The sequence below is a fragment of the Sabulibacter ruber genome (assembly GCF_017355955.1).
Taxonomy (GTDB): Bacteria; Bacteroidota; Bacteroidia; order Cytophagales; family Hymenobacteraceae; genus Nibribacter; species Nibribacter ruber_A.
In genome coordinates this window covers 2,414,790-2,441,671 of record NZ_JAFFID010000001.1, presented here as the reverse complement: position 1 = coordinate 2,441,671, position 26,882 = coordinate 2,414,790, and the positions used below count along the sequence as shown (strand labels likewise).

At 52.2% G+C, this 26,882-nt stretch carries 23 protein-coding genes; 17 read left to right on the top strand and 6 right to left on the bottom strand.

All coding sequences use genetic code 11. The annotated features are described in order from the left end of the window. Positions 1-73 precede the first annotated feature (73 nt). The 5 genes from JT719_RS09950 to JT719_RS09930 all read left to right on the top strand — a co-directional run bounded on the left by JT719_RS09950 (position 74) and on the right by JT719_RS09930 (position 5,565). Entirely contained in the window at positions 74-1,567 is a 1,494-nt protein-coding gene (locus JT719_RS09950; RefSeq protein WP_207432852.1) for a Do family serine endopeptidase, read from the top strand. Between the two features lie 134 nt (positions 1,568-1,701). Further along, positions 1,702-3,273, top strand: coding sequence for an L-piperidine-6-carboxylate dehydrogenase (gene amaB, locus JT719_RS09945; protein WP_207432851.1), 1,572 nt, complete (start codon positions 1,702-1,704; stop codon positions 3,271-3,273). 116 nt (positions 3,274-3,389) lie between these two features. After that, entirely contained in the window at positions 3,390-3,872 is a 483-nt protein-coding gene (locus JT719_RS09940) for a hypothetical protein (RefSeq protein ID WP_207432850.1), read from the top strand. After that, the gene (locus JT719_RS09935) at positions 3,872-4,789 is read left to right on the top strand and encodes an SMP-30/gluconolactonase/LRE family protein (RefSeq protein WP_207432849.1); all 918 of its coding nucleotides are present in this window, start codon (positions 3,872-3,874) and stop codon (positions 4,787-4,789) included. Before JT719_RS09940 ends, JT719_RS09935 begins: the two co-directional genes overlap by 1 nt. 266 nt (positions 4,790-5,055) lie before the next feature. Then, a complete protein-coding gene (locus tag JT719_RS09930) occupies positions 5,056-5,565 on the top strand; it encodes a DUF4442 domain-containing protein (RefSeq protein WP_205501757.1) in 510 nt (169 codons plus the stop codon). On the opposite strand, the gene JT719_RS09925 is transcribed toward JT719_RS09930, so the two are convergent. After that, a complete protein-coding gene (locus tag JT719_RS09925; protein WP_207432848.1) occupies positions 5,562-6,509 on the bottom strand; it encodes an alpha/beta fold hydrolase in 948 nt (315 codons plus the stop codon). The genes JT719_RS09930 and JT719_RS09925 overlap by 4 nt on opposite strands. Positions 6,510-6,741: 232 nt before the next feature. On the opposite strand from JT719_RS09925, the gene JT719_RS09920 reads away from it, so the two are divergent. The 7 genes from JT719_RS09920 to JT719_RS09890 all read left to right on the top strand — a co-directional run bounded on the left by JT719_RS09920 (position 6,742) and on the right by JT719_RS09890 (position 13,366). Further along, positions 6,742-7,302 (top strand): RNA polymerase sigma factor, encoded by a 561-nt coding sequence (locus JT719_RS09920; protein WP_205501759.1) that lies wholly within the window; start codon positions 6,742-6,744, stop codon positions 7,300-7,302. A 35-nt stretch (positions 7,303-7,337) separates the two neighbouring features. Then, positions 7,338-7,952, top strand: a complete 615-nt coding sequence (locus JT719_RS09915) for an anti-sigma factor (protein ID WP_207432846.1) — start codon at positions 7,338-7,340, stop codon at positions 7,950-7,952. Beyond that, a complete protein-coding gene (locus JT719_RS09910; protein ID WP_207432845.1) occupies positions 7,933-9,231 on the top strand; it encodes a hypothetical protein in 1,299 nt (432 codons plus the stop codon). The genes JT719_RS09915 and JT719_RS09910 overlap by 20 nt, the downstream gene beginning before the upstream one ends. A gap of 102 nt (positions 9,232-9,333) precedes the next feature. Then, positions 9,334-9,771, top strand: coding sequence for a RidA family protein (locus tag JT719_RS09905; protein WP_242693122.1), 438 nt, complete (start codon positions 9,334-9,336; stop codon positions 9,769-9,771). Positions 9,772-10,501: 730 nt separating this feature from the next. Then, the gene (locus JT719_RS09900; protein ID WP_207432843.1) at positions 10,502-12,304 is read left to right on the top strand and encodes a MutS-related protein; all 1,803 of its coding nucleotides are present in this window, start codon (positions 10,502-10,504) and stop codon (positions 12,302-12,304) included. A gap of 203 nt (positions 12,305-12,507) precedes the next feature. After that, complete coding sequence (locus tag JT719_RS09895; RefSeq protein WP_207432842.1) at positions 12,508-12,753, top strand: hypothetical protein; 246 nt, start codon at positions 12,508-12,510, stop codon at positions 12,751-12,753. Positions 12,754-12,928: 175 nt separating this feature from the next. Then, positions 12,929-13,366, top strand: coding sequence for a hypothetical protein (locus tag JT719_RS09890; RefSeq protein ID WP_207432840.1), 438 nt, complete (start codon positions 12,929-12,931; stop codon positions 13,364-13,366). 117 nt (positions 13,367-13,483) lie between these two features. On the opposite strand, the gene JT719_RS09885 is transcribed toward JT719_RS09890, so the two are convergent. Next, positions 13,484-14,293 (bottom strand): SDR family oxidoreductase, encoded by an 810-nt coding sequence (locus JT719_RS09885; protein WP_207432839.1) that lies wholly within the window; start codon positions 14,291-14,293, stop codon positions 13,484-13,486. Between the two features lie 390 nt (positions 14,294-14,683). On the opposite strand from JT719_RS09885, the gene nagB reads away from it, so the two are divergent. The 5 genes from nagB to JT719_RS09860 all read left to right on the top strand — a co-directional run bounded on the left by nagB (position 14,684) and on the right by JT719_RS09860 (position 21,017). Next, a complete protein-coding gene (nagB, locus tag JT719_RS09880; RefSeq protein ID WP_207432838.1) occupies positions 14,684-16,597 on the top strand; it encodes a glucosamine-6-phosphate deaminase in 1,914 nt (637 codons plus the stop codon). Between the two features lie 81 nt (positions 16,598-16,678). Further along, positions 16,679-17,596, top strand: a complete 918-nt coding sequence (locus JT719_RS09875; protein ID WP_207432836.1) for a nucleotidyltransferase family protein — start codon at positions 16,679-16,681, stop codon at positions 17,594-17,596. A gap of 1 nt (position 17,597) precedes the next feature. Next, a complete protein-coding gene (locus JT719_RS09870) occupies positions 17,598-18,746 on the top strand; it encodes a phosphotransferase enzyme family protein (RefSeq protein WP_207432835.1) in 1,149 nt (382 codons plus the stop codon). A gap of 7 nt (positions 18,747-18,753) precedes the next feature. Continuing rightward, a complete protein-coding gene (locus JT719_RS09865; protein ID WP_207432833.1) occupies positions 18,754-19,404 on the top strand; it encodes a carbohydrate-binding family 9-like protein in 651 nt (216 codons plus the stop codon). Positions 19,405-19,577: 173 nt separating this feature from the next. Next, entirely contained in the window at positions 19,578-21,017 is a 1,440-nt protein-coding gene (locus JT719_RS09860) for a Gfo/Idh/MocA family oxidoreductase (RefSeq protein WP_207432832.1), read from the top strand. Positions 21,018-21,298: 281 nt separating this feature from the next. On the opposite strand, the gene JT719_RS09855 is transcribed toward JT719_RS09860, so the two are convergent. The 4 genes from JT719_RS09855 to JT719_RS09840 all read right to left on the bottom strand — a co-directional run bounded on the left by JT719_RS09855 (position 21,299) and on the right by JT719_RS09840 (position 26,853). Next, entirely contained in the window at positions 21,299-22,840 is a 1,542-nt protein-coding gene (locus tag JT719_RS09855; protein WP_207432831.1) for a DUF4832 domain-containing protein, read from the bottom strand. 139 nt (positions 22,841-22,979) lie between these two features. After that, a complete protein-coding gene (locus tag JT719_RS09850) occupies positions 22,980-23,828 on the bottom strand; it encodes a PKD domain-containing protein (RefSeq protein WP_207432830.1) in 849 nt (282 codons plus the stop codon). A 50-nt stretch (positions 23,829-23,878) separates the two neighbouring features. Further along, positions 23,879-25,243: a DUF4832 domain-containing protein gene (locus JT719_RS09845; RefSeq protein ID WP_207432829.1), complete on the bottom strand. Its 1,365-nt coding sequence runs from the start codon at positions 25,241-25,243 to the stop codon at positions 23,879-23,881. Positions 25,244-25,389: 146 nt separating this feature from the next. After that, the gene (locus tag JT719_RS09840) at positions 25,390-26,853 is read right to left on the bottom strand and encodes a RagB/SusD family nutrient uptake outer membrane protein (RefSeq protein WP_207432828.1); all 1,464 of its coding nucleotides are present in this window, start codon (positions 26,851-26,853) and stop codon (positions 25,390-25,392) included. Positions 26,854-26,882 lie beyond the last annotated feature (29 nt).

Below are 26,882 nucleotides of genomic sequence, written 5' to 3'. Positions count from 1 at the left end.
CACGGGAAAAATCTGGGCGCTAAAAAAACAGATCAAAATCATTATTAACCTATATAGCTGAACTATAAAAAGTATGAGAACGAAACAGTTTATGTTAGGACTGGCGCTTTCCGCTATGGTAGGTGGAGGCGTAGCCGTTGGGAGTTATAAACTGCTAGATGATGACGCGCCCGCTGCCGGGCAACAGTTACCTAATACCAATGTACGGTACACCAGCGCCATGCGCGAATCCAATGTGATTGTACCGGAAGGATTGAACTTTGTAACCTCTGCGGAACTGGTGACCCCAGCCGTGGTACACGTAACCACCGAATATAAAGTGCAGGCCCGCCGTGGTGGCCCCAGCGAAATCCACCCTTTCTTCCGTGACTTCTTCGGCGATGAGTTTGAAGGATATCAGCGGCAGCAAGGTCCGGCCATGGGATCTGGTTCTGGGGTAATCATTGCCTCAAACGGGTACATCGTGACCAACAATCACGTAATTGACCGGGCCGATAAAATCCAGGTGATCCTGGACGATAAACGCACCTTTGACGCTACGTTGGTGGGCACTGACCCAAATACCGACATTGCGCTGCTGAAAATCAACGCTGACAACCTGCCTGCCCTGCGCTACGGAAACTCTGATAACGTGAAGGTAGGCGAGTGGGTACTGGCCGTTGGTAACCCTTTCAACCTGAACTCTACCGTGACGGCGGGTATCGTGAGTGCCAAAGGTCGTAACGTAGGTATTCTGCAAGGGGCCGGTAACATGAGCGTGGAGTCCTTCATCCAGACCGACGCTGCCGTGAACCCTGGTAACAGTGGTGGAGCCCTGGTGAACCTGAACGGTGACCTGATCGGGATCAACACCGCCATCGCTTCCCAGACTGGTTCTTTCGCCGGTTATTCCTTCGCGGTACCTTCTTCTATTGTGAGCAAAGTGGTGGATGACCTTCTGAAATACGGCGAAGTGCAACGCGCCCTTTTGGGAGTGCAGATGCAGGAAGTGGATGCTGAACTTGCCAAGGAAAAAGGGCTGAAAACCCTGAACGGGGTGTACGTGGCCGGTTTCTCTGAAAGCAGTGCCGCTAAAAATGCCGGTATTGAGCAAGGCGACGTGATCACTGAGATCAACGGCGTGAAAGTAAACACCGGTGCCCAGTTGCAAGAGCAGGTGACCCGTTACCGTCCTGGCGATAAGATCAAAGTATCTTACCTGAGAGGGGGTAGCACCAAAACTGCTAACGTGACCCTGCGTAACGCCAGCGGCAGCACCGAGATTGTGAAGCGTGACCCTAACTCCAACAAAGCCATGACCATTGACGGAGCCAAGTTTGAGGCCGCCAGCAAACAGGAACTGAACAAACTTGATATCACCGGCGGAGTGAAAGTGAGCGATGTGGAAGACAGCAAATTTGCTGAGACTGGTATGAAAGATGGTTTCATCATTACCAGCATTGACCGCAACCCAACCAACACGCCGCAAGACGTGAGCAAGATTCTGAATGGCGCCCGCAGAGGTGGTCTGCTGATTGAAGGGGTGTACCCAGATGGTCGCAGAGCATACTATGCCATCGGCCGCTAATTTCAGCCCCCTTTTAGAAAAACAGGCCGTAAACGGCTTTCCAAAGCCCCTGCCCCAAGGCAGGGGCTTTTTTGTTTTCTAATGTTCCCAGAAAGACCTAAACTAGAGCTTTCATTTCCCCAATCCCGAAAACTATGGCACAACTCACCGAGGCAGCACCGCTGCAAAAGACAATAACCGATCTGCTGGCCCAGCTTGGTATCCAGGAAACCAATCCCGCCTATAGTACCGGCCTGAACTGGGGCGGCCAAAACAACACTGAAACCCGCGCCATCCATTCTCCTACCAACGGAGAACTGATCGCCTCTGTGAACATGGCAACGGAAGAAGACTATGACCAGGTCATCACCGTAGCGCAAAAGGCGTTTCTGGAGTGGCGTAAGTGGCCCTCGCCTAAGCGCGGCGAAGTAGTGCGCCAGATAGGCCAGAAACTGCGCGAGTACAAAGAGCCGTTGGGCAAACTGGTAAGCTACGAGATGGGCAAGATCTTGCAGGAAGGCCTGGGCGAAGTGCAGGAGATGATTGACATCTGTGATTTCGCGGTGGGCTTGTCTAGGCAATTGCACGGCTACACCATGCACTCAGAGCGTCCTACGCACCGCATGTATGAGCAGTACCACCCACTGGGCGTAGTGGGCGTGATCTCGGCGTTCAACTTCCCGGTGGCGGTTTGGAGCTGGAATGCCATGCTGGCTGCTATCTGTGGTGATGTGGTGGTGTGGAAACCATCGGAGAAAACGCCTTTAACGGCCGTGGCTTGCCAGCACATCATCAGAGAAGTGCTGGAGCAGAACCAGGTACCGGAGGGCGTGTTCAACGTGATCATAGGAGATGCAATGATTGGCAGCAGAATGGCGCATGATGAGCGCGTGCCGCTGGTGTCTGCCACGGGTTCTACCCGCATGGGCAAGAAAGTAGGCGAGGCCGTGGGTCGCCGTTTAGGCAAGTCTTTGCTGGAACTGGGCGGAAACAACGCTATCATCCTCACCGAAAACGCCGATCTGGAAATGGCCATCCGGGCCGTGGTGTTCGGAGCCGTGGGCACCTGCGGACAGCGCTGTACCTCTACCCGTCGCCTGATCATCCACGAGAATATTTATGACGAAGTAAAAGAGCGCCTTTTGAAGGTGTACCCAAATCTGCCCATCGGGGACCCGCTGAAGGACGGCATTCTGGTAGGCCCGCTCATTGACAAAGACGCTACGGCGGCCTTCCTGAAAGCGCTGGAAACGGTGCAGCAGGAGGGAGGCAAGTTGTTGACCGGCGGAACCGTGCTGGAAGGTGAGGAATACGCCACCGGTACCTACGTAACCCCGGCCATTGTGGAAGCCGAGAACCATTACCACACCGTGCAGGAAGAAACCTTCGCGCCTATTCTGTACCTCATCAAGTACAGCGGCACGGTGGAAGACGCCATCGAAATCCAGAACGGCGTGCGCCAGGGCTTGTCCTCGTCTATCTTCTCCACCAACCTGCTGGAAACTGAGGCTTTCCTGAGCCACTGGGGTTCTGACTGCGGCATTGCCAACGTGAACATCGGAACCTCCGGGGCCGAGATTGGCGGGGCGTTTGGCGGTGAGAAAGACACCGGCGGCGGACGTGAATCGGGTTCCGATGCCTGGCGGTTCTACATGCGCCGGCAAACCAATACCATCAATTTCGGGCGGGAGCTGCCCTTGGCGCAGGGTATCAAATTTGACCTGTAAACTGAAGAATAAAGCAGAAACGGCAGGCGTTGTGGTAACGTGGGGAAGGTAGTGGGAGAGCTCTCCGGTGAGGAGAGACATTCTGTTTTGTTCAATCATCATTAACCAAAATACCCATGCATACCACCATCAAGCAGGCGCAGAGACAAGGGGCTTCGTATGCGCTCAGGGCCACGCTGGTCACCGAGGTGATCATTGCCCTGCTGTTTTTCACCTTCCTGCTCTCGGTGACGGGTTCTGCCCAGATGTTCTGGGACATTGCCACGTACCTGGGGGTGGGTAACTTCACCGTGTTCATCTTGTCCAGTCTGCTGTTCGCCATCTTAATTGGCAGACGGGCCGGCGTGAAAGTACTGGTGAAGAAAAAACGGCATGCCTGGATAGGGCTTATCTCCGGGCTGGAGGTGGTCTTGCTTTCCACGGTGCTCTGTAGTTTGGTGACCTTGCTCATGCAAGCCACCGCCGGAGCCCTGGAGAAAGGCTGGTTGCTGAACTACGTCATGAAACCGTTTGCCTGGCTGGGCTTGCTCTGCCTGGTGCCTGTTTCTATTGCCGGCCTGTGGTACGGGCACAAACTCAAAAGCAAATTGGTGCGCTAATGACGAAACGAAACATCCTCCTAGGATTGGCGAGTGCTGCTATTTTGCTGCTGCCGGTCCTGCTTTCAGCCCAGATCACCGATAAGAATTCAATTATAGCCAAGGGAGCCAAACTGGAGAAGCTGGGCGATGGTTTCTCCTTTACCGAGGGGCCGGCCGTGGACCGGGCCGGTAACGTGTACTTCACCGATCAGCCGAATAACAAGATCTTCAAATGGTCGGCGGAGACGGGAAAAATCAGTTTGTTCACAGATCAGGCGGGTCGTTCCAACGGGCTGTATTTTGACCGGAAAGGCAACCTCATCGCCGCCGCCGATATGGACAACCAGCTCTGGTCTTTTGACCTGGTCGGTAAACCCACAGTGCTGGTGAAGGACTATGCAGGCAAACTGCTCAACGGACCCAACGACCTCTGGATTGCTCCTTCGGGCGCCATGTACCTCACAGATCCTCTGTACAAACGAGACTACTGGACCCGTAACCCCGAGCGGCAGCAAAATGGCGAATACGTGTATTATCTAAGCCCTGACAGGAAGAAGTTTTATCCGGTAGACGAAGCTTTGGTGAAGCCCAACGGAATCATAGGCACCCCTGACGGCAAGAAACTGTACGTGGCAGACATTGACGCCAATAAAACCTATGTGTACAACATCAATGCCGATGGTTCTCTGGCTAACAAAAAGCTGTTTGCCAACATGGGCTCAGACGGGATGACGATTGACAACCAAGGTAACGTGTACCTCACCGGCAAAGGCGTAACCGTTTTTGACAAAGAAGGCCAGCAGATTGCGCAGATCCCCGTTCCCGAGAACTGGACTGCCAACGTGACGTTCGGCGGAAAAGATCGCTCCACGCTCTTTATCACGGCCATGGGAGCGGTATACGGAGTGAAAATGAAGGTGAAGGGCGTAAATTAGAGCTTCTGCTTCACTTAAAAGAAAGCTGTTTTGGCCTTGTTTTCGCGAAAACAGCTCAGAAAAGTTGTGGAAAGCCGAGATCGCTACTACTTGTTAAGTTATCCAGAAAGTAAACAGAAAAGCCCAAGTCGGTTTAACCGGCTTGGGCTTTCCTGTTTTAGGGCAGTTTATTAGGAAAGGGACAGAAAACGCTGCTTAACAGTTAGGCGTAATTTCTTAAAGTGCAGCAGAATCGCTATTTTACTAGTGAACTTCAGCCTTCGCCTATGCCTACCTCAACGCCTGTTTCTTCCACCGCCGCTTTCCGCCGGTTGATTTCCCGGCCCGTGAAACTGAGGCTGTTCTTGTTCAAGAACCTGCCCATGGCGTATCTGGCGGGCGTCAGGATGAAGAAACTCACCGACCATGAGGCGCAGGTGACCGTTGAGTACGGCTATCTCACTAAAAATCCGTTCAAATCTATCTACTTCGCTTGTCTGAGCATGGCCGCCGAAATGGCCTCCGGGGTACTGAGCTTGATGTACCTGTACCGGGCTCACCCGTCGGTGTCTATGCTGGTGGTGCACATGGAGGCGGAGTTCACCAAAAAAGCCGTGGGTACTATCACCTTCACCTGCACCGATGGTGCGGCCATCGCCGCCGCCGTGCACCAGGCCCAGGTTACCGGCGAGGGGCAGCAGGTGCAGGCATTGAGCATCGGGCGTGATGCGCAAGGCGAGGAAGTGGCCCGCTTCCGCATCACGTGGTCCTACAAAGCCAGAACCAAGAAGGGCTAAGACTTACGGCTGGTTTTCTTTAAGAACTCTTTCACCACCTTCTGGAACTGGGCATTCTGCTCCAGGTAAATCACATGGCCGCCCGGCATGGAAACGGTGGTCTGGTTCGGGAATTTAAAGCTCTTGTAGTGGTCTGGCCCAATGGAGAAATCCTGCTGACCGGAGATCACCAGCACCGGCATCTTCAAATGGCGGGAGACTTCGGTGAAGTCTTGGAAATACTCGGGATAATTAGACCAGGCCTGCCCAAAACTGTAGTTGCCGGGGCGTTTGGCGTCTTCCTCGTTCATCTTCTTCAACCCATCACTGGTAGTGTACATGAGCTGGTGGTACATGTCTTTTTGGTTCAAGGTCTGGATAATGGCCATAAAACGGTCGAAGATTGGTTTGTTGGGGTCCAGGAACGGAGTGGTGTCTTCGGGTTTCAGCAGTTCCACGCCGCGGTTGATCTGGGCGTGCATAGACGGCTCCAGGTGCAGGGTGGCGCTCAGCAGAACCATTCTGGAGATTGTCTGCGGATAGTAATAGGCGTACTCCGTGGCCAGAATGCCCCCGAATGAATGAGCCAGTACCGTCCATTTGCTATGGCCTAACTGCTGGCGCACCTCGTCAAAGTCCTGGGCTACGCGTTGCAGGCTGTAGTTACCGCTGGGCGATTTGCCAGACCGGCCGCTGCCGCGCTGGTCTACATAAATCATCTGCAGAGAATCTTCCAGGGTATTGATGCCCAGCACCTCAAACGAGTGGCTCCAGGCACCGGGTCCGCCGTGGATGAACAGGCAGGGGCGGCCTTTGCCCGAGACTTTCACATACAGTTCGGTACCATCGGTCATGGTCAGGCGCATTTCCTTTGGGGCAGAAACGGTTGGTTTGGTCTGCGCAAAGGAGGCAGAGAGACTGATGCCCAGCAGGAACATCAGAATAAAGGGAAGACGAGCTTTCATAGGTTTAATAAGGGTTGATTTTTAGGCAAAATTGAGAAATAAAATAGATAAATTGATGTAGAGAAAAACATCATAATTTTTTGGAGCACCGTGCAACCCTTGGCATAACCGTGTGTCTTTAGGGTAGAAGTTAGGAACAAGAGAGCGTCTGAAGGCTCTGCGTGAGGTTGGTGTTGTTCCGGGTTTTGCTGTTACTAGATTACCATCATGATGAGCCTTAAAAGGTAGCAATTTGGAGACGCTGGAATACACCGACGTTAACGCGCATATAGTAGCCCGCTGCAAGGAGGGCGACCGTAAGGCGCAGTATGAGCTGTACAAGCTCTATAGTAAGTCCATGTTCAACGTGAGCATGCGCATTACCAATGATTATACAGAGGCAGAGGATGTCTTGCAGGAATCGTTCCTGAGCGCGTTCAGGGAGCTGCACACCTTCAAGGGAGACTCCACCTTTGGTAGTTGGCTAAAGCGCATCGTCATTAACAAGTCCATCACCAAAGTGCGCAGCCGGCGCCTGCAGGTAGAACCGATGGACGATTTCCAGGACTTCGCCGAGGAAGCCCCGGAGTATGACCAGGAAGACATGGATTACAAAGTGGAGACCATCAAGAAAGCCATTCAGTCCTTGCCTGATGGCTATCGGGTGGTGCTCACCTTGTACCTATTGGAAGGTTACGATCACGGCGAGATAGCCGAGATCCTGAGTATAAGTGAGGCTACCTCCAAGTCGCAGTACAGCAGGGCCCGCAAGAAATTGCTGAGCCTCATGCAGGAACAGTCATTTTTTAGCTGATTTAGAGAAAATACCTCAAAAACGAGTAAGTGCATATGAAAGATAGATTAAAGGATTTTGTACAGGCCCACCGAGACGAGTTTGACACCTTCACCCCTCGACCGGATCTCTGGCAGGACATTGCCGCCGAGCTGCAGCAGGAGGAAGTGAAGCCCACCATGGCCGTTGAACCAGAGAGAGAAGCCAAGGTGATCTCCATCAATTGGCACCATGCCTGGCGGTACGCCGCCGCCGTGGCCATGCTGATTATGGTAGCCTTTTCGGCCTACTATTACATGAACAATGGGGCGCAGCCATCGGGAACGGTGGCTGCCACACAACCCGTTCCGCTGGAGAAAATAGCCCCGGAGGTGCCTCAGCTTGAAACCCGCTTTGCCAGTGTGATTGAACAGAAGGAAGCCCAACTGAGAGAGTATGACCTGAAAGCCCTGGGCATGGACAAGGAGTGGGAGCGGGAAGCAGCCACCCTGGACTCGGCTTACACAGAGCTTAAAAAAGAACTTTACACCACGCCTAACAAGGATGTGGTAGTAGAAGCTATGCGTGACAACTTAAAAATGCGAATCGCGATTCTGAACCGGCAGTTACAGGTTCTTGAAAACATACAGCAAGTGAAAAAACAAGTACCCAATGAAACTACTTCTATCTAGTATCACCCTCCTGTTTGCGGCCAGTCTCTTTACCCCCACGGCAAGTGGGCAGGGCCAGATGCTGTCACTGCAGGAAATCTCACCAGAACCTTTCGTGTTGCCTAAGGTCAAGGTGAAAGTGAAGGAGAATTGTTCAGAGAAGATCAATGCAGCGGTCTCCCAGTCGCTTTCTTCTCTGGGAGCGCTCTACGTCCAGGGCGATGTAACCCCGGGGCAGCAACCAGACTCGGGTAGTTCTACGGTCATTGTTTACGGCAGCGCCCAGCCCTCGCCGGCTTTCCCGCACGAGAAAGTGAAAAGCGTGAACCGGTCTTTCAAGGTGAAAACCTCTGATAAGCTGAGCATAGATAACCAGTTTGGCCAGGTGACGGTGCAGACCTGGACCCGCCCTGAGATCTCGGTGGAAGTGACCATTATTGCCCGCGCCGAGGTAGAAGCCAAAGCACAGGAAATCCTGGACAAGATCAACGTGCGGGTAAACGATGAAAGAAGCACCGGGTTGGTTTCCTTTGTGACCGAGCGCGAGCCCATGCACATCAGAAGCAGCACCCAGAAAAGCTTTGAGATCAACTACCTGGTAAAAATGCCCCGTGCCAACCCGCTGCGGGTCACAAACAAATACGGCTCTGTGCAACTACCTGATTTTGACGGCCCCACCGAACTGTGCACCCGCTACGGCAAGCTAACCGCCGGCCGCCTGAACAACCGCTCCAACAAGATCTCAGTGGATTACAGCAGCGGCGAGTGCCTCATTGAATACCTGAGAGCCGGCGACCTGGCCATCAAATACTCGGCCCTGCGCCTGAACGGGGGCGAAGACATCAACGCCTATACCGCCTACAGCGCCGTGAGCATTGACCGCGTGGAAGACCTGAACGTGGAGAGCCGCTATGACCGCGTGTTCAAAGTAGGCAGCGTGAACCAGGTGAACGGCAAAGGCAGCTATTCTTCCTTCGTAATTGATAACCTGCGGGGCTCAGCCGGTATGGAAGTGAAGTACTGCTCTAAGTTTGAGATTGGCAGCATCGCCCAGAACTTCAAGAAAGTAGACGTGGTGAGCGGTTACACCTCGGTGAAACTAGGTTTCTCTGACAAGAGCGCCTTCAACTTTGACGTGAACACCAATTACAGCAACCTGCAGGTAGACCAGGGATTGGTAGATTTCAGCTTCCGGGAAGTGAAGAACACTTCTGCTTCCTACAAAGGAAAATACGGGAAAACATCGCCTAAAGGAACCGTGAGCGTGAACAGCAGATACGGCAACGTACAGTTCAATTAAGCAGAAGTTTGGTGTCAATGTAGGAAGGAGCGGGTCTGAGAAAGGCCCGCTCCTTTTTTTATCCGGTGGTTTTTAGGTTATTTTCGGGAAATCAGGCCTAAAATGAATTCTGCTATGGACAACACGCCCCCAAACATAGTACATGCTTCCCAAGCCCCTGAACCGGTGGGTTTGTATCCGCACGCCCGGCGCGTGGGCAACCTCTTGTTTCTGTCGGGGGTTGGTCCGCGTGAGAAAGGCTCCAAACAAATCCCCGGCGTGACGCTGGACGAAGAAGGCTACATCCTAAGTTATGACATAGAGGCGCAGTGCCACTCAGTATTCCGGAACGTGCGCGCCATTCTGGAGGAGGCTGGTTCAGCCTGGGAGAACCTGGTTGACGTAACCGTGTTCCTCACCAACATGAAAGCTGATTTCCAGACGTACAACCGCCTCTACGCCGAGTACTTCAAAGACTGCCAACCCTGCCGCACCACCGTGGAAATAAATGCCCTGCCCACACCCATCGCTATAGAGCTGAAGTGCATTGCTACTATTTGAGTTTGTTTTTGGGCTGGTTTCCTGAAAACTGGCCTTAAACACTTTCCAAATCGCTGGCGCGAGCGTCCCGCTCGTGTCCGCACGCATTGCTGACGTCTATATTTTTCTGAAACCTCTATGGCGCGGAAGTTACTTCCGTGCCTTGTGAATAAAAGGCACGGAAGTAACTTCCGCGCCATAGTAAGATTAGCTTTGGGGTATTTTTACAACTTAGTGACTTCTATTTTGTCATCCTGAAAGGATCTTGTGAGCGAACGGTAGTGTCATTTAAGGAAACGCCTTTTCCGTTCGCCCACAAGATCTTTCCAAGATGACATAGGGAAAGAAGAACCATTGAGAGAGAGAAGGGTAACGGCTTTGTGAACCACAGAAAGAACCAGCAATGCGTGCGGACACAAGCGGGGCGCTCGCGCCAGCGTACTGATAAATCTAATAAGGCTTGTTTTTAGTAGTTGTTCCTTGATAGGGCAGGGGGCTCCTTGGGAACCCTGGCCCCAACTTCTGGTTATAATGTGGGGTAACGAGGCAATAACTTGACCGTTTTCCCTTTCTGAAGGTAGGCTGGTTGCTTTGCCTGTAGTTTCCAAAAATCAGGCATAAAACAGGAATAACTGCCGGCAGTTTCCTATTTTGCCTGGGTGGTTAGGCGCAAGCCTGGCTGCAGCACAGAACCCGGTGGTGCAAGTGTACTTTTCGCCGCGGATTCTATTATACATTGAAGTAGTTTTTAATGATACAGAATTCTCCAGAAGCGTTGTTTGCCGAACGTGAGCAACGCTTTTTCGCCGCCGAGGAACGGCAGGCCGCTAAGTACCGGTGGGTGGGTTGGTTGCGGCTGGCGTTCTTTGTGGGCTCCGTGTTGGGCTGCGTAGTGTTGTTCTATTATGGCCGTAATGGGGCGGGGCTAGCCTTGCTGATCAGTGGGTACTTTATCTTCGCGGCGCTCATCCATTGGCACAATAAAATTGAGTACGCCCGCAAGCACCAACTCTACCTGGGCCTGATCAACCGCCGGGAACGCGAACGCCTGCGCGGCGAGCTTTCTGATTTCCCCGATGGCGCCGAATTCCAGGAACCCAACCATTACTACACCGCTGATCTGGACGTTTTCGGGCCGAATTCCGTTTTTCAGGTCTTAAATCGGGCCGTGACCAGACTGGGACAGCAACGCCTGGCCGAGTGGCTCAAAACACCGGCCAATGCCCAGGAAATCCTGGCCCGCCAGGAAGCCGTAGCCGAACTGCAACCCGATCTGGAATGGCGACAGAACCTGCAGGCCCGGGCCATGCACCATCACCGCAAAACGCAGCAACTGCCTCAGCCTTTCCTGCTGTGGCTCCGGAGTCCCAACTTTTTTGACGGCAAAGGCTGGTTGGTAGCAGCTACGTTTCTGTTGCCCTTGCTCACCATTGCCGCTGCTGTGTTCTGGGCCAAGGGCCACACGCACTATCCTTTTCTGGGTTTGGTCCTGATCCAGTTCCTGATTGCCGCCAAGTTCACCCGCCAGCGCGATGAGTACTACGAGGAAAGCACCGGCATGTACGAGACCCTGCGCAGCTATACAGACCTTTTGGTGCACATAGAAGGCCGCACCTTCCAGAGCGCCAAAGCCAAAGCGCTGCAGCAGCAACTGAAGTTTGACGAGAAACTGGCCTCAGAGCACGTACGCCGGTTAGCTTCCATTATTCAGTTCCTTTCGGCCAGGCTGAACACGTACCTCAACTTCATCCTGAACCACGTGCTCATGTGGGATTTCATCTGGATGTGGCGCCTGGAACGCTGGAAGAAAACCATGTCGGGGAACATTGGGCAGGTGCTGAATACCGCTGCCGAGTTTGAGGCTTTGGCCAGTCTGGCGGCTTTCCAGTACGCCAACCCAGGGTACGCGGTGCCGCGCATCAGTAACCAGCCGTTCACGTTTGAGGCCGAAGACCTGAGTCATCCGCTTATCTTTAACCCGGGCCGTAAAGCCAACAGCATCGCTTTTGCTGGGGCAGGTCATACGGTGCTCATTACGGGCTCCAATATGTCTGGTAAGAGTACGTTTCTGCGGGCCGTGGGCGTGAACATGGTGCTGGCTTTTACGGGTACGGCCGTCTGCGCCAACCGGCTTACGGTTTTCCCCGGGCAGGTGTACACCAGCATGCGCACCGAAGACAACCTGGCCGAGAACACTTCTTCTTTCTACGCCGAACTGAAGCGCCTCAAAATTTTGATTGATTTAACCGCCACCGGCCAGCCCGTGTATTACTTCCTGGACGAGATCCTGAAAGGCACCAACTCCCATGACCGGCACGAGGGGGCCATGGCCCTGATCAGGCAGCTGAACCACCGCCAGGCAGCGGGGTTTGTGTCTACCCATGACCTGGAGTTGGGCAACATGGAGCAGGAATTGCCGGGCTCAGTGCAGAATTTCAGTTTCAACAGCTACTTTGAAGACGGCCAGCTGCGGTTCGATTACACGTTGCGTCCAGGCATCTGCCAAAGCTTCAACGCCAGCCAACTCATGCGGCAGATGGGCATTGAGCTGTAGTTTAGGCGTGGTTTGAGAAATATAGCCCATAATCAGGTAAGCCCCGGTTCTTTGTTTGAGATGCAAAGAATTGGGGCTTAGTTGTTTAAGATAGTCTCGGTAAGGAAACGTTATCCAATCTTAAAATTTTTGGCTAACAATGGTGTACTCCTGCCGGTTACCTTTGCGTATAGTAGTTTTAGTACGTCAAATTTCTTTCTACCATGCGCGTTGTAGCTGATATTCCCCACCCCGAGATCAAAATCACTTTGCTGGCCTGGAACGGTAAATACCTCCTTAAGCTGGAATTGGGCCCTTTTGAGCAGACCTATAAAGTGAGCGAGATGGATGTGCTGGGCGGCGACGAAGAAGTAAAAACCTGGCTGGACGAGGAGTTTCTGCAGGGCAGTATTGAACTTTTCCTTGCCATGCGGAAAAATCTGCACGAAACCCGTAGACGCCACGAGTAAGCGGTAAGCACTACAAACGCCGCGTATTTCTACCTTATTTTCTGCAAAACTGTGGAAAAGGGTGTGGAGAACTTGGAATTGCCAGATGCAAGCCCTAATTTCATTTCAGACAGACAAGCAACAACGTGTGAGTTTAACCCAAGCGCTACTTTGTAGCGTGTAGACCTCTAACGCCATGCAGATAGGATTTGCCAAACATATTAAGATCTCCTATCGGGCGGATATGCAAACGGTTATTATCCGTTGGCAGCAGCCTGTCACCTTCACAGAGTTCAAAATGAACTGCCTGGCCATTCTCTCCCTGGCCAAAGAACATACGGCTTGCTCCTGGTTGTTTGATTGCCGTTCCAAAGGCGAGATCACCCAGGATGAAAGCGACTGGCTTAGTCAGGAATTCTACCCCAAGACCTTGCAGTTGGTGGCATCCCACGTAGTGGTAGCCTGGTTGCTGAACCCAAGGCAGATGCAGCGCCTGCAGGAAGGAGGTTCTCTCTCGGCCATCTCTTCTGACTGTCCTGATGTAATGCGGAAAGCCTTTCTCACCGAACAGGAGGCCGTACAATGGCTGGAGGATTCTGTTAGCAAAATGGAACACCGCAAAAGCGATCTGTAGCAACTTCCTTTTTTGAGGGCTAAAACACAAAAGGCAAGGCTGCTCTGATTTTGACTCAGATCAACCTTGCCTTTTCTGAAGTATGCCTTTGTAGTTGCTTTGTGCTACAGCCTTATACTATTCTCTGAACGAAGGAAACAGCGTCATTCCTCCGTCTACGTAAATAGTGGCCCCCGCCACATAGTCGGCTTCATCAGACGCCAGCCATGCCGCTACCCGGGCAATATCATCTGGTTCGCCTATGCGGCCATAAGGTATCTGCGAAAGCATCTTCTCTTCTCCTTCTTTAGAGCTCCAGTCTTCTTTGTTGATATCAGTTTTGATAGCTCCCGGCGAGATACTGTTCACTCTAATGCGTTGCGGTGCTAATTCCTGCGCCATGGTTTTCATCATCATGGCCACGCCGCCTTTAGACGTTGCGTAATTGACGTGGCCTGCCCATGGAATGATATCATGCACCGAGCTGATGAAGATGATTTTGCCCGCGGCTCTGGACACGTCTTTTCTGATACCTTGCTTTAAAAAGATCTTGGTGGCTGCCCGGGCGCAAAGAAACGGTCCGGTAAGGTTGGTGTCTATTACTTTGTTCCACTGGTCCAGCGTCATGTCTACGAGCGCCGCATCTTGCTGAATACCGGCATTGTTTACCAGGATATCCAGGGTGCCAAACGTATCCAGGGTGGTCTGGAACATGGCTTCTACCTCTTCTTCTTTCGATACATCGGCTTTTATGACAAGGGCTTTTCCACCAGCCGCTTCAATCTGGTCTTTGGTGGCTAGGGCGCCTTCCTCATCTGAATGGTAGTTCACTACCACGTTGGCCCCGTGCTGTCCCAGCTTGATCGCAATTCCTTGCCCTATCCCGGAACTGGCACCCGTTACCAAGGCTACCTGGCTTTGTAAGCGATTCGTGTTTGCTGCTTCCATATCTGAAGGTTAAGTAATGCTTTATCAGATACTGCACCTGAAGTGCAAATGTTTTATGGATTCCTTGCCTCAACCTGCTTTAGGAAAGTCTTCTAAAGAGAAAGTAGTTGTAGAATTTTTCTTTGATAATACTATTTACTTCCATTAACACTAAGGTGCTGCGTTGAATTGTAGGTTAGATATATCCTAAATGCTGACAGAGATGCAAAATGGTGATGATAGGAGAGTGTGTTGATGTGTTCGTGCACAAATAAAACTTTTTTAAGTGTGTTCGAACACATTTATGATGATTTTCTTTGTTATTCTTATTTAATGTTTCTATGTTTAGATAAGAAATCAAAAATGATGATTTCCTCTCTTCTGGTTACGCTTTTCTAATCCTCGTTGCTTATGGAAACATTAACCTTTTCTAATACCACCTTTGAGAAGCTTCCGGTTACCATTTTTGACAGCCCTGAAGAAGGGTGCAAACATGTGGCCCGGGTTATTGCCGACATTATCCTAAACAAACAGGAAAATGGCGAGATGGCCGTGTTGGGCTTAGCTACCGGGTCTTCTCCTATTGGAGTGTATAAGGAGTTAGTGCGCCTTCATCTAGAAGAGAACCTGAGTTTTAGGAACGTCATTACTTTTAATCTGGACGAGTATTATCCTATGCAACCAGATGCCCTGCAGAGTTATGTGTATTTCATGCAGGAGCATTTTTTCAGGCACGTGGATATTTTGCCAGAAAACATCCATATCCCAGATGGGGCACTTGCCATTGAAAAAGTAGCGGAGTACTGTGCTGCCTATGAGCGCCAGATTGAGGAAGCCGGTGGTATTGATGTGCAATTATTAGGGATTGGCCGCACCGGGCATATTGGGTTCAATGAGCCAGGCTCTGGATTAGCCTCCCATACACGTCTGGTAAAGTTGGAATCGCTTACCATTGCAGATGCCGCTAAAGACTTCATCAAAGAAGAATTTGTTCCGTTGCGAGCCCTTACCATGGGTATAGGCACTATCATGAAAGCCCGACAGATTTTTTTGCTGGCGTGGGGTGAAGGCAAGGCCCGGATTGTACGGCACATGGTAGAAGGAAAGATCACTGAGAAAGTGCCCGCTTCCTTTTTGCAACAACATTCGCACGTGAGCGTGGTCTTAGACCAATGGGCCGCCACTGAGCTTGCTCGCATTAAGACTCCTTGGCTCGTAGGCTTATGTGAGTGGGACCAAAACTTGATACGCCGGGCAGTCATCTGGCTTAGTTTGCAGGCAAATAAGCCCCTCTTGAAGCTCACAGATGAAGACTACCGTACCTGGGGCTTAACAGATTTGCTGGTACAGGAAGGTTCTGCCTACCGGCTGAATATACAGGTACATACCTCTATTCAGAACACCATTACCGGATGGCCGGGTGGCAAACCTGGCGCTGAAGATCAACATCGGCCGGAACGCGCCAATCCTTTTCCTAAAACTTCCCTGGTTTTCAGTCCTCACCCAGATGATGATGTCATTTCCATGGGCGGTACTTTGCTGCGGTTAGTAGACCAGGGTCATGACGTGCATGTAGCTTACCAGACCTCGGGCAACATTGCTGTTTTTGATGATGATGCCCAACGTTTCGCAGACTTCGCTTTGGGCCTTTCCCAAAAGTTGGGATTCGCCAGGGATGAGTTCCGGAAGATTCACACCGCCGTAGAAACGTTTCTGCAGCAGAAAAAGCTAGGAGCTGAGGATACAGAGGTAGTGCAGAGCATTAAAGGTTTAATCAGGCAGGGTGAAGCTATGGCTGCTTGCCGCTTCTGCGGAGTAAAGAAGGAGAACGTGCATTTTATGAACATGCCGTTCTATGAAACTGGTCAAGTGAAAAAGAAGCCGTTAAGCGAAGCAGATGTGCAGGTGGTGGTAGAGCTGCTGACCAGGATTAAGCCACAACAAATCTTTGCTGCCGGCGACCTAAGAGATCCCCACGGAACGCACCGGGTATGCCTGAATGCTATTCTGGAAGCAATAGACCGCCTGAAGCAGGAGTCTTGGATGCAGGACTGCTACGTCTGGCTTTACCGCGGGGCCTGGCAGGAGTGGGACATTGAAGACATTGAAATGGCGGTGCCCATCAGCCCGGAAGAACTATTGCGGAAACGCAAGGCTATTTTCAAGCATCAATCGCAGAAAGACAGCCCGGTTTTCCCCGGCAATGACAAACGGGAGTTCTGGCAACGAGCTGAGGAAAGGAACCGGGCCACTGCCAGAATCTACGATAAACTTGGCTTGACTGAGTACGAAGCCATAGAAGCCTTTAAACGCTACACTTTCTAAGGCAGAGGTGGCAATTCACCTTGAGTCTTAGGAATCAGGTTACAATCTACAAATCAATACAAAAATAGACTTCGGTTTGCAATGGATATAAAACCAACGCTGCTGGTCCTGGCGGCCGGTATGGCTACCCGGTACGGCAGCCTGAAACAGATAGAGGCCTTTGGGCCTAACGGAGAAACCATCATTGACTATTCCATCTATGATGCCATTAAGGCAGGTTTCGGGAAGGTTGTTTTCATCATCCGGAAGTCAATTGAAGCCGAGTTTAAAGCCGCCATGCAGGATAAGTTCAGCGGGAGGATAGAGGTGGATTTTGTGTTGCAGGAGCTGGATATACTACCGGAAGGTTTTTCGGTGCCTCAGGACCGGGTGAAGCCCTGGGGAACCGCGCACGCCGTTTGGGTGGCTGCAGGTAAGCTCACAGAGCCTTTTGCGGTCATCAACGGCGATGATTTCTATGGTTACCAGTCTTTCCAGATCATGGCAGATTTTCTTAAAAGCGGGCAAGAATGCGGTTTGGTAGGCTATCTGTTGGCCAACACGCTGTCTGAGCACGGCGCGGTGTCAAGAGGCATCTGTGAAGTGGATACCGGCGGGAACCTGGTGAGCATCACGGAACAGACTCATATAGAGAAAACCCAGGACGGCATTGTCGCCATTGGCCCTGATCAGCAACCCATTTCCTTGGCCCCAGACCAGATGGTATCTATGAACCTCATGGGCTTTGCGCCTTCCTTGCTGCCTTACTTTGGGAAATACCTGGAAGGGTTCCTGTGGGAAAAGGCCCACCTGCCCAAGGCGGAATTCTTTCTGCCCCTAGTGTTGGATAAGTTGGTAAAAGAAGGTGCCACGCAGGTGAAAGTACTGCCTACCCCGGAGAAATGGTTTGGGGTGACCTATCCCGCTGACAAGCCCTTGGTGGTGGAAGCCCTTAGAAAGCTCATTGAGGCCGGGACCTACCCAGAAAATCTTTGGAACACCCCCGTTAACAGCATATAAGATGGTACAAACAGCAGGACAAGACGCTACGTTATCGTTCATCGTTTCCCGGTTCAACCTGCAAGGGGCTGCCGCCTCCGTTGTGCCGCACGGCTCGGGGCATATCCATGACACCTACCATGTGGCAAATGCCCAGCCCGACTGCCCGGATTACCTGTTGCAGCGGGTGAACCACCACGTTTTCAAGAACGTGCCGGCCCTGATGGAGAACATTCATGTAGTGACCACGCATTTGCGCCAAAAACTGGAAAACACCTCAGAAACCCAACCTTCGGCAGAAGTGCTTACCCTCATTCCTACCCTGGACCAGAAATGGTTTTACCAAGATGACAAGGGGAATTACTGGCGTATGTACTACTTTCTGGAAGGTACCAACAGTTTTGACCTGGTAAGTACTTCGCAGCAAGCCTATGAAGGTGGCAAGGCATTTGGCCGTTTCCAGGCGCTGTTGGCTGACTTACCTGTGGAACTGCTGCACGATACCATCCCTAACTTTCACAACGTGGTAAATCGGCTCCGGCTCTTTAAGGAGGCCGTGGCCAAAGATGCGGTGAGCAGGGTACACGAAACCGGCCCTGAGATTGGGTTTGTGGAAGAGAAAGCCGAAGCCATGAGCACCATCTACCACATGGGGGAACGCGGCGAGCTGCCGTTGCGCATCACCCACAATGATACTAAATTCAACAACGTCTTATTAGACCAAACCGGCAAAGCCCAGTGTGTGATAGACCTGGATACGGTCATGCCTGGCTACGTGGCCTATGATTTCGGGGACGCGATCAGGACCACGGTCAACACCGCTCCAGAAGATGAGCCGCAGTTGGAGAAGATTCAGGTAGACGTTTCGCTGTTTGAGGGATTTGCCAAAGGGTTCTTGGAGGAAACCAGCAGTTCATTGACGGACCAGGAAATCGCCTCGCTCACGCACGGCGTGCTGCTGCTGCCTTTTATCATGGGGTTGCGGTTCCTGACCGATTACCTGGAGGGCGACCATTACTATAAAATCCACTTCCCTGAGCACAACCTGCAACGCTGCAGAGCGCAGTTTCAGTTGGTTCGGCAGTTGGAGGCGAAGCTTCCGCAGTTCCAGGAAATCATTGAAAAGGTGGTGCAGGAAACCCGGCTGTCAGAAATCACCTCAAAAGCCTGAACGAGCCATGAAACAGCTGGAAGTGCCGTATTTGCCTTTGCTCCAGAAAGACACGCCCTTAGCCGAAGTGTCTGAGCTGTTAGATAAGCTGGAAAAGAATGCCATTGACGCCGTGTCATGGCCCTCTTACAACTACAAACCACAGGTGTTCTTCTCGGTTGCCCACAGCAAGGACTGTCTGTTTGTAAAGTTCTATGTGGAGGAGGAGGCCATCAGGGCCGTGTTCCGCCGCACCAATGACCCGGTGTACAAAGACAGTTGCGTGGAGCTTTTCATTGCCTTCAACCAGGAAAAAGCCTACTACAATTTGGAGTTCAATAGCCTTGGTTCCTGCTTAATGGCTTACGGCCCAGAAAAAGAAAACCGCCGGTTCTTGTCAGAGGCAGTGATCAGAGAGATAAAGCGGTATGCTCAAATGACAGTGGGCGATGCCGCTACTTCAGACACCCCGGTGAAATGGGAACTGACGCTGGTAATTCCGGAAGAGGTGTTCTGCTTCCACCAGTTTGGGTCTTTGCATGAGCAGCAGTGCAGGGTGAACTTTTATAAATGCGGCGATGATCTGCCCACCCCGCATTACCTAACCTGGAACCGCATCTGGGCTGCTGCCCCAGATTTCCACTTGCCAGAGTACTTCGGCGAACTGCAGTTCCTATAGCGATTCTGCGCCAGGTGGCAGTTTGTTGCGTTTAGGGGCTACTTTGGGGAGAATTGGCCCCAAGCGGTGGGGCACTCCGGTGAATTTCCTCTTGGCTTCTTCTCACGCAATTCTACCGCTTATCTTACTTCTGAACCACGTTTTGCTCTTTCACCCCATAAAGAAACACATCTATGAGTACTAACAGGAGAGACTTTTTAAAGTTAGCCGGTCTGGCGGGCGTAGGACTAGCCAGTACAGGTTTTGTGAGTGGCTGTGCCTCCTCCGCAGCCGCAACTTCCCTTGACCAGATTCAGGCGCAGGCTAAAAAATCGCACCGACAGCACTTTAACATGAGCGGGTATGCCGCCCCCCGCATGGACAAAGTGCGGGTAGGTTATATTGGGCTGGGCATGCGTGGGCCAGCCTCAGTAGTCCGGATGAACCATATTGATGGGGTGGAGATCAATGCTCTCTGTGACATAAGACCAGACAGGGTTGCAGCTACCTTAAAGAAGATAGAGGGCTCCAACCATAAACCAACCACCTATTCAGGTAAGGAAGACGCCTGGAAGGAGCTGTGCAACCGCAATGATATTGACCTGGTGTACATTGCCACGCCCTGGCACCTGCACACGCCCATGGCGGTGTATGCCATGGAGCACGGCAAGCACGTGGCCGTGGAAGTGCCCGCCGCGAAAACCCTGGAGGAATGCTGGCAGCTGGTGGAAACCTCTGAGCGCACCAAAAAGCATTGCATGATGCTGGAGAACTGCTGCTATGATTTTTTTGAGATGCTCACCCTAAACATGGCCCGGCAAGGATTTTTCGGGGAGATTGTGCACGGCGAGGGGGCCTACATCCATAACCTCATAGACTTGAATTTTGCCAAGACCAGCGATACCGAAGAGGCCTACTACAACATGTGGCGCCTGAAAGAGAACGGGCGCAACGGAAGCTTGTATCCTACGCACGGGTTGGGGCCTATCTGCCAGGTGATGGATATTAACCGGGGCGACCAGATGGATTACCTGGTATCTGTCTCCTCCAATGATTTCAACATGGGTGCCAGGGCGAAGGAACTGGCCTCTAAAGACAACTTCTACCAGGATTTCGCGCAGATGAATTTTCGGGGGAATATGAATACCACCACCATCCGCACTAAAAAGGGCCGCACCATCATGATTCAGCACGATGTGTCTTCGCCGCGGCCTTACTCCCGTATTCACCTGGTCAGCGGTTCCAAAGCCATGGCCCAGAAGTGGCCAGATCCGGCTCGCATCGCCACCGGGCACGATTGGCTGTCCAAAGAGGAATTCGCCAAAATTGAAGAACAATACACCCCGCCTCTTACCAAGAAGCTAGGCGAAATGGCTAGGAAAATTGGCGGGCACGGCGGCATGGATTTCTTGATGGAATGGCGCCTGGTAGATTGCCTGCGCAACGGCCTGCCCCTGGATCAGGACGTATACGATGCCGCCCTGTGGAGCGCCGTAGCTCCGTTGAGTGAGTGGTCAGTAGCCAACCGCTCCAACTCCATTGACGTGCCTGATTTCACTGTGGGGGCTTGGCAGCATAACAAACCGGTAGAGCTAACCTTGCAAGGCGGCGGTACTACTAACGTGAAGGCGTAGCAAACATTTAAGGCCGATAAAGCCCGATGCCGTTTCGGGGCAGTTTTCTGAAAAACTGTCCCGAAACGGCATCGGGCTTTTTGTTGAACATGAACTCTGAAATTGAAGGATGCTGTTAAACACCGTTAAGTGCGTCTGCTTACCACAGATTCTCCCCTCAAGGGGAGAATCTTGGTTGAAGCGTATTTTCAGGTAGTCGCTGAGACTATTCACCCCCAATAACAGAGGCTGTGCTTTTTTGGCCTGATTTCTTCAAAACAGCCCCAAAACGAAACATGCGCTTAATTCACCTTGATGGTATGATTCAAGCGGTTATAGCCGGTGTTCTCTTCCCAGACATCGTTGTTGGCGAACCTGATGCTGTACTCAGGACGCTTGGCGAGGCTCTCGTAGCCATCTGGCAGATGAAGCAGCACATCGTACTCGCCTTTCTGCAGGTTAGAGGGCAAGGGGATTTCCTCCGAAACGGTGATCTGGCCCGGAAACCATCTCCTGATTTCTGTACTCAAGGGCAGCGCATACGTTTGCCCCGATTTCTTATGCCGTAATACCACCTGCACAGAACGTGGGTTGAAGGGAGCGGCGAAGCCTACGTTTTCCAGCTGTAGAGCAATTGGCAACGAACTTCCTTTTCTAACCTTTTCCGGCAAAGCGGCTGATTTCAAGGTGAACCTGTAGCCTAACCGACGTTTGATGTTGTCCATGCAGCCGCCGGTTACCCAGTCATTATTCACTTGGTTGTTGTAAGAACTATTGAGATAGCTGTAGTGCATAGCGGCCATTTCCTGCTCGGCGCGTCCGGCGGGAGCGCAATCGTTCTGGGGGCTATAGGCGTTGTCGCAGGTTTCTCCGCCTACGGCAACGTACTTGCTTTCGGCTTCAAAGTATTTACGGAGCGTTTCTTTGGCCGGGCCTCTTTTGGAGGAAGAGTTGCCGTAGTCATAGAAAGTGCCGTAATCATCTTCGCTGGCCAAAAAGCAGTCATTGTGCAAGCCTACCCGCGCACGGTCTGCGTTGGTAAATGCTTCCTGCTCCGTGATAGCCGCCGAGGTCACCGGAGCTTTGGGGCCGTACACAAACCGCTGCTTGATCTGGGGCGTTCTTACCTGCACCATGCGGTCCTGAGGCAAAGCATCCAGCAAGGCTTTCAGCATGTCGTTGCGGTCTTGCCAACTGCTGTCTGCCACTACGCCCAGGCCGTTGGTAGAGGCATCCCCGAAATAATCTGTAAAGTAATTCTCGCCCCAGATGCCAATAAAGCCTTGTTGCAGTACGGCAATGACATCGGCGTTCTTTTGGAAAACCGGTTTCAGCTGAGAGATATGCTGCAGCACAATAGCTTTGGGCGCATCGCCGTATGGTGGGCAAATTTTGTAGTCGTCTTTGCAGTCGCCGGCTTTGGTGTCATTGGTGTACGCAAACCGCAGAATCATTTTCATACCCGCTGTTCTGGTAGCGTCCAGATCCTTCTGCAGGTTTTCCAGGAATTCAGGGCTGAGCGGCTTGTTTTTGAAATCAGCGAGCAGGTAGCCGCGGTACACCAACGAGAGTTTGGCCGAGTACTTGGCGCTGTTGTTAATGTTCTGATTAGCGGGAAGGGTTCTCAGCTTCACCAATTCCTCTGCAGAGAGCGTGCCGGGTTTGCCCCCGGAGGCCAGGTAAAAGCCTCTCTCGGGGTTGGCAAAATCCTCTGAACTCTCCACGTAAGTGATTTTCCGGTTTTGGGCAAGAACCGAAGGAGAGATGGTTAAATGCACCGTAAGCAAGAGGCACAGCGCAGCAATGCTTTTCCAGAGGGGCGGGGGAGTAGAATTTAAGGCCATGAAGCAGGGGAGTTGGTTGGAACAAAACGAACGAAGCACCCGGTGCCGGTTCTGGAACAGACGGACACACAGCCGGGATTTGGGCCTGTTTTCAGGAAGATAAGCCCAAATCCTGATCAGGGTAGGAGGTAACTGGTGATTATAAATCTATGGAGGCAAACTTAGAGCTGGCCTGCTGGCTGTGAGGAATGTTGCCCACCTCAGTCCAGCCGGAGTTCATTTCCAGGATGGCGAAATTAGCGGCATTCCTCATGCTGCCCAAACCTTCGCGCTTGATGGAGAACTCCACCACTTTTTTCCCACCAACGGTTTTGATGGCCGAGAACTGCATGCGCTCACCAAAGTTGGCTACCTCGTTCCAGGACCAGCCATTGCCGGGACCCACGTGCGCAAAGACACTGCCCCCAGTAGGGTTGCCCTCAAAGAGGAAATCGGCGCCAGAAGCGGCTGGATACATCCAGGTTTTAAATCCGGTTTCGGGGTTGTTGTCGGCATCCAGGTACAGGTCCATTACTGCCAGCGAGAAGTCTTGAGTGCCTTCTAAGTAGAAGTTGAGGTGTCCGGCAGAGGCAAAGGTTTTCACGGCCAACAGGGTACCGCCGGTGCCCTCGTTATTGGTGTGGGTGTAGGCCACGTGTTCCCAATCGGTGAAATCGCCGTCAATTTTGATGTTAGGCCCCAGCACATACACAGAGTCCTGGAAGGTGCTGGTCTGGCCATTGCTCTTCACTGTGAGTGTAACCAGGTAGTCGCCTTTCTTGGAGTAAATGTGCGTGGGGTTGGACTGGAGGGACTGCTCGCTATCGTCACCGAAGTCCCAGAGGTATTCTGATGCGTTTTGCGAGAAATCAGTGAAATTTACCACAAAGCCATCGGCCACATAGCTGAACACCGCTTTAGGTCCTGAGTTTTCGTCGTCTTCCTCGCAGGAGAAAGTGGCCAGCAGCAAAAAGCCCAAGCCCAAGAAGAGTAAAAGTTTGTTTTTCATGTCGCTGATGCTTTAAAAGTTCGATTAGGTCTGCCGGAACGGGAGCCAGCTTAGAGATTCCCGATGGTTAATTGATGCTTGAGGTTATTCAGGCCGGTCTCTGCTTCCCATGCCTGCGGGTTGGCCAGCCTGATGTTGTATTCCGGTCTGTTTTGCAGCGCTTCTGCCCGGTCAGTAATCTTGAGAAACACGTCATAATTGCCTGCCGGAATGCCCGTTAAGCTCACGCTTTGGTCAATGGTAAGGTTGGTGCCCGGCTTGCAAGCGCGAACATCAACGGGGAGTTGTACCTGGTGGAGAGCGCCGGAGGCCTTATTTCTGAGTACCAGAAAGGTATTCTTTTGCTTGTAGACCGGCGCGTACCCTTTGTTGGTGAGGTTGATCTTTACCTGATAAGCTTGGTTGAGCCCCACCTGAGTGGCTAACGTGGCATCTACCAAAGCTAACCGGTACCCCAGATTTCGCTGGAATTCGTCAAAACAGCCCGAATTCCGCCAGGCGTTGAGGGTAGGCTGGTAATAGTCCAGGTTCAGGTACGTCCACTTCAGAAGCTGCATTTCGGTGCGGCCCTCGGGGCAGGTAGGATTGTAGCCGTTCTGCGGAGGGCAGGTTTCTCCACCGGTGGGCACGTACAGGGCTTCGTTGCTGATGTAGTTTTTCTCTGGCTGAATGTTGGTGTAGGTACCGTAGTTGGTGCCCCCAGACATGAAGCAGTCGTTGTGGTGGCCTACTCGGGCCATTTTCTCGGCTGTGTAGGCCATTGCCTGGCTTACGGGAGTAGTGGTGCCAAAAATCTGCTGCTTTTTGGTAGGAGTCCTTACCTGCACCATCAGCTCAGTAGGCAGCACATCCAGCAGTTTGAACAGCACCTTTCTTTCGTTTTCGGTGGTGTTGAGGCCGTTGGTAGACCCGTGCCACTCGCCCCAGGCCCCAATGAAGCCAGCCTGCACAAAGGCAATCACGTCTTTGTTGGCTTCAAAAGCCGGTTTTAACTGATCCAGGTGTTGCTCAATGATGGCCAGTGGAGCATCGGTGCCGTTCATCTGGTCGGTATAGGCAAACCGGAGCACGCATTTAAGGCCAGCCTGCCTGATCAAGTCCATGTCGGTCTGGATAAGGGCAAGTTGAGCGGCACTGAGCGGAGCGTCTTTGAACTTCTCCAGGTAATAAACCCGGTGAACAAGCGTGATGTTGTTACTCTTGAGAGAACCGAGTGTAGTAACGTTTAACGGGGTTCCTTCTGAATAAACCGAGAACAGGCGCATGAAACCTCTTTCCGGGTTGGGGAAGATCTCGTTAGACGCGGCATAGGTTATATTGGGCTTGGTTTCCGGCGTTGGTTCTGATTCTTCCTTGCTGCCAGAGCAACCGGAAAACCAAACCAGCAGGAAATGTAAGGCGAGTACCGTAAGCATGTTTCTTCCTCTCATTGCAGTCAAATTCACTTAATTGATCTTTTAGTAAGGGTAGTAGTGGCTTTCTGCCAAGGGCTTGGGAGCAGCGCTTTGGGCTAGGCTTCGGGGGAGAACCCGGTAAAGCTAGTTTCTCCCCCGAAGGGTTGTTAATTGTACCCTTTGTTTTGGATGAATTTCCCTTTGCCTTCGCTCACGGTTCTCAAGGAGAACGGATAGAGGACCTTGTCCTCGTTGGTGTAGACAGAGCCTTTCACCTCCCGGGCCCGCTCCACGAACTTGCCATGGCGGATAAGGTCTGCCCGATATTGGCCGTTCTCGCACCAGAACTCATGGCTTCTCTCCGTCAGGATGAGGTCATTGAAGGCCGCCAGGGAATTATAGTCTGCCAGGTCTTTGTTCGGCAGATCAGCTCTTCTTCTGATGACGTTTACCAACTCCATGGCTTCGGCAGTTGGGGCACCGGTGGCGTTCGCCAGGGCTTCAGCCTTTGACAGCAGCACATCGGCGTAGCGGTACATGATAATGTCAACGGTAGAGACGGCGGTGGTTCTGTTAGCGTCTGGGTTCATTTTCAGCGGAATAGGGCCCAGGTTCATGACCGTACCCGGGTTAGCCCGGTTGTAAGTGTTGCCATCGGTGCCGGTGTATTCGGCAATCAGCATAGTTTTCCGCTCGTCATTTTCTTCAAAGGTGTCATAGAACCACCAGGTGCTTTGGATGGTGCCCCAACCGCCTTTCACCGGATAGTTAGACGGCAGCACCATCAACTGCCACTGGTTTTCACTGGTGCCTTCGTAGTCGCACGGAACTGCCCAGATCACCTCGCGGCTGTTTTTGGCACCTTCCAGGTCCCACATGCTCTCGTAGTCCTGGGTAAGGGTGTAGTAGTTATAGCCGATGATATCATTCGCCAGTTCCACTACCTTGTTCCACTTCTTCTCGTGCAGGTTGAGCCGTATTTGCACCATTTTCGCCAAACCTTTGCTAAAACGGCCGTATTCTGCCTGAGCAGGATGCGGCAGGTCCTCAGCGGCGGCCACCAGGTCTGCCTCAATGAAGGCTACCGTTTCTTCATGTGACAGGCGGGCCAGCGGCACTTCTTCCATTGGTTTCTGCAGTACTTCCAACGGAGCAATCACAATGGGGCCATACATGTCAAACAACTCATAGGCGAGTAAGCCGCGAGCGCACCGGATTTCGGCAATGGCTCTCTTCTTCACCGCCTCGCTCACCTCTGACCGGTTGATCAAGTCAATGGTCAGCGTCATCAAACTGATTTTGTTGTAGAAAACATCGTAGAAACGGGTGATGCCCGCATCTGTGGGTTTGTAGTTGTGGAGGGAAGCCGCCAACTGAGGACCGTAGGAACCGTTCAGGATCTCAGTGGTGGCATCGTTGATGTACATGATGCCGTTCTCAGAGGTGGTATGGATACCGTCACCCCACGAGCCACGCAGAGGATAGTAGCAGGCATTCACCATGGCTTCCACGTCTGCCTCAGACTGCGGGAAAATGCTGGGGTTTATCTCAGAATATTCAACAGACTCTAAATCATCTGTGCAACCGCCCAGCAGGAAGAGTAGTGCAAGAGAAAGAAATACTTTGCGCATGGTCTTATAAATTAATGGGTGCTGGTTCA